Annotated in this window: 5 protein-coding genes; 2 read left to right on the forward strand and 3 right to left on the reverse strand. The window is 72.2% G+C overall.

All coding sequences use genetic code 11. The features are described 5' to 3' along the window. Positions 1-709 (reverse strand): lysophospholipid acyltransferase family protein (locus ACWGIU_RS32770; protein ID WP_453711751.1); only part of this gene is annotated, 709 nt, incomplete at its 3' end. A gap of 170 nt (positions 710-879) precedes the next feature. On the opposite strand from ACWGIU_RS32770, the gene ACWGIU_RS32775 reads away from it, so the two are divergent. Both ACWGIU_RS32775 and ACWGIU_RS32780 read left to right on the forward strand, forming a co-directional pair. Beyond that, positions 880-1,659 (forward strand): alpha/beta hydrolase, encoded by a 780-nt coding sequence (locus tag ACWGIU_RS32775; RefSeq protein WP_453711747.1) that lies wholly within the window; start codon positions 880-882, stop codon positions 1,657-1,659. Further along, a complete protein-coding gene (locus ACWGIU_RS32780) occupies positions 1,652-2,284 on the forward strand; it encodes a hypothetical protein (RefSeq protein ID WP_453711748.1) in 633 nt (210 codons plus the stop codon). The genes ACWGIU_RS32775 and ACWGIU_RS32780 overlap by 8 nt, the downstream gene beginning before the upstream one ends. 116 nt (positions 2,285-2,400) lie before the next feature. Here the strand turns inward: ACWGIU_RS32780 and ACWGIU_RS32785 are convergent, their stop codons facing one another. Then, entirely contained in the window at positions 2,401-3,150 is a 750-nt protein-coding gene (locus tag ACWGIU_RS32785; protein ID WP_453711749.1) for an endonuclease/exonuclease/phosphatase family protein, read from the reverse strand. A 78-nt stretch (positions 3,151-3,228) separates the two neighbouring features. Further along, positions 3,229-3,650 (reverse strand): ROK family protein (locus ACWGIU_RS32790; protein WP_453711750.1); only part of this gene is annotated, 422 nt, incomplete at its 5' end.

Consider the following 3,650-nt stretch of genomic DNA (forward strand, 5'->3'; position numbering starts at 1 on the left):
TGTCCGTCCTGGCAGCCTTCTCGGCCTTCTCCGCCTTCTCGGCATCGGCGATCTGGCGCTTGGCCGCCGTCGCGTAGATGTCGACGTATTCCTGACCGGAGAGCTTCATGATCTCGTACATGACCTCGTCGGTCACCGAGCGGAGGATGAAGCGGTCGTTGTCCATGCCGTGGTAGCGGCTGAAGTCCAGCGGCTTGCCGATCCGGATCCCCGGGCGCATCAGCTTGGGGACCACCTTGCCGGGCGGCTGGATCTTCTCCGTGTCGATCATCGCCACCGGGATCACCGGCGCACCGGTGGCCAGTGCCACGCGGGCCAGACCGCCGGGCTTGCCGCGGTAGAGGCGTCCGTCGGGTGACCGGGTGCCTTCCGGGTAGATACCGAACAGCTCTCCGCGTTCGATGACCTCGATGCCGCTCCGGATCGCGGCCTCCCCGGCCCCGCGGGCGCCGGAGCGGTCCACCGGGAGCTGGCCGACGCCCTTGAAGAAGGCGGCCGTCAGCTTGCCCTTGACCCCCGGGGAGGTGAAGTACTCCGCCTTCGCGATGAAGGTGACCTTCCGGTCCAGCACCGCCGGCAGGAAGAAGGAGTCGGAGAAGGAAAGGTGGTTGCTCGCGAGGATCGCCGGCCCCTCCGCGGGAATGTTCTCGAGGCCCTCCACCCACGGCCTGAAAGCGAGTTTCAGTGAACCGCCGATGGAGAACTTCATTGCGCCGTAGATCAACTCGAAAGCCTTCCTGTGTCTGTCGAACAGACCATATCCCGTGCCTACACCGGCAGGGGCCCGACGACCCTGGCCGGTGCCACCCCGGTCGCGTACGGTGAAGTCACACAGAGCAACGCACCCATCCGACGTACATCGTGATCAAGGAGAACCTGGTGCCCGTCCTCCCTGGAGCCGAGCCGTTCCGCCACGAGGGCGGAGAGGTCGGCGTCCTCCTCTGCCACGGCTTCACCGGGTCCCCGCAGTCCCTGCGTCCCTGGGCCGAGTACCTCGCCGGGCGGGGCCTGACGGTGTCGCTGCCGCTGCTCCCCGGGCACGGGACGCGCTGGCAGGACATGCAGCTCACGGGCTGGCAGGACTGGTACGCCGAGGTGGACCGCGCCCTGCGGGAACTGCTGGACCGGTGCGAGCAGGTGTTCGTCTTCGGGCTGTCGATGGGCGGGGCGCTGACCCTTCGGCTGGCGGCCAAGCACGGGGACGCGATCAGCGGCATCGTGCTCGTCAACCCGGCCAACAAGGTGCACGACCCGCTGGCCGTGACCCTGCCGGTGACCAAGCACCTGATCCGGTCGACGCCGGGCATCGCCAGCGACATCGCGAAGCCGGGCTCCGAGGAGGTCGGGTACGACCGGGTCCCGACCCGGGCCGCGCACTCGCTGAGGAAGTTCCTGCAGCTCGTGGACGCCGAGCTGCCGCAGGTGACGCAGCCGATGCTGCTGCTGCACAGCCCGCAGGACCATGTCGTACCGCCCGCGGACTCCGCGCGGGTACTGGCCCGCGTCTCCTCGACGGATGTCACCGAGACCCTGCTGGAACAGAGTTACCACGTGGCGACGTTGGACCATGACGCGGAGCGGATCTTCGCGGACAGCTATGCGTTCATCGGCCGACTGGCGGAGAGCGTGGGCAGGGAGGGGGCGGAGGCCGGTGGCTGAGCACGAGGAGCAGTCGGGCGGGGTTCCGCCGCTGGACGAGGAAGCGGCGTGGGCGGCGATCGTCGCCGGGTACGGGCAGGAGCCGCCGGACCCGCCGGGGGCCCGGCCGTTCAGACCGATCGAGAACCTCCTCCTGCCGGAGGAGGACGTCAAGCCGCTGCCGCCGGAGTCCGGAACGGATGCGAAGGCCGATCCGAAGGCGGAAACGAAGCCGGACACCAAGCCGGACGCGAAGCCGGACGCGAAGCCGGACGCGGAACCGGGGCCTGCGACGGCGCTGGGCAGCTCCGTGGTCTTCGCCCCGGGCGTGGGCATGGCGGGTCCCCGGGACCACTCACCGGCGGAGCCGGAGGACGACGACCTGACTCCGCTGGAGGAGGGGCACTTCGTCCCCCCGGAGCCGGAGCTCCCGCCGGCGGACACGACGTCGAAGTTCGCGTGGCTGGCGGTCGTCGGCGGCCCGGTGCTGCTGCTGCTCGCGGTTCTCCTGCAGTGGGAGATGACCTGGTGGCTGACGACGCTGGGCATCGGCGGCTTCCTGGGCGGCTTCGCGACGCTGGTGGGGCGCATGGCGCACGGCGACGAGGACGACGAGGACGACCCGGGGCGCGGCGCGGTCGTCTGACCGGTCCCCCGGCCTCGCCCGCGGTCCCACAGGCCTCACAGGCCTCGCCGGCGTTCGAGGCGCGGGGCTCCGGGTGCGGAGCCCACGGCAGCGGCACCGCACCCGGGACCGCTGAGCTACGGCGCAGCCGCGAGGCGGAGGGCCGCCAGCACCGGCAGGTGATCCGTCGCCGCGCCGAGGTCCGTGAGCGAGAGACCCGGCAGGCCCTCCGGGACACCGCAGGCCAGTACCTCCACCCCCTTCGTGGCGAACACGGCGTCGATCCGGCGGTCCGGCGCCGACGCCGGGAAGGTCGGTCCGCCGCCCCACGGGGCCACCGCCCGGCAGTCCTGGAGCTCGGCGGCCAGCCGCCCGTACGCCGGCCCGTCCGGGCCCTCGTTCAGGTCGCCCGCGGCGATCGCGTACGGCACGTCCATGCCGGCCAGCCGCTCCAGCAGCAGCTCCGCGTGGGCCCGGCGCTCCGCCGCCTGGAGCGACAGGTGCAGGGAGGCCAGGCCCACCCGCACGCCCCCGATCCGGATCACCGCCGTGGCGAAGCCCCTGCGGTGCAGGCCGGGGGTGCGCGGCAGCAGGACGTCCTCCGTGCGCTCGACGAAGACCCGCAGCGAGCACAGCAGCAGCGGCCCGGCCGCCGTCGCGCCCCCGCCCAGCACCACCAGGTCGCACTTGGCGGCCAGTCGCGCCGCGTGTTTGCGCCACCGGAAGAACCGGGGGGCCTCCTGTACGAGGACGAGGTCGGGCTCGCACGCCCGGATGACCCGGGCCAGCGCCTCCTCGTCGTCGCGCAGGGAGCGGATGTTGTAGCTGAGCACCCGGATCACGGCAGAACCGTCGGGCTCCGTACGGGACTTCGGCAGCTGGTCCATGCCCCGCAAGATACGCAGCCGCCCGCCGCTCCCCCAAGGGGCGCGACGGGCGGTACGCGTGGAAAACGGTGGAGAGGGTCAGCCCTGGCGGGCCAGGTCGGCCGCGCCGACGAGCCCGGCCTTGCCGCCCAGCTGCGCGGCGAGGACCTGGGCGTGCGGGCGCCAGGCGCCGCCGACCAGCCAGCGCTTGAAGGACTTGCGGATCGGGTCGAGGACCAGGTCGCCCTCGTCCGAGACCCCGCCGCCGACGATGAAGGCGGACGGGTCGAACAGTGAGGCCAGGTCGGCCAGTCCGGCGCCGGCCCAGCGGGCCAGTTCGCGGAAGGCGTCGATGGCCACCAGGTCGCCCTGCCGGGCGGCCTCGCTGATGTGCTTGCCCTCGATGCCCTCGGCGGTGCCGTCGCCGAGCGCGAGCAGGATCGCCGCGTTCTCGGGGGTGGCGTTGGCGCGCTGCTTCGCGTACCGGACGAGCGCGCGCCCGGAGGCGTACTGCTCCCAGC

This window comes from Streptomyces sp. NPDC054840 (assembly GCF_053611065.1).

What these genes read in the sequence shown, in the direction of transcription:
- ACWGIU_RS32785 (WP_453711749.1), bottom strand. Translation starts at nt 3,150, where the DNA reads ATGGACCAGCTGCCGAAGTCCCGTACGGAGCCCGACGGTTCTGCCGTG.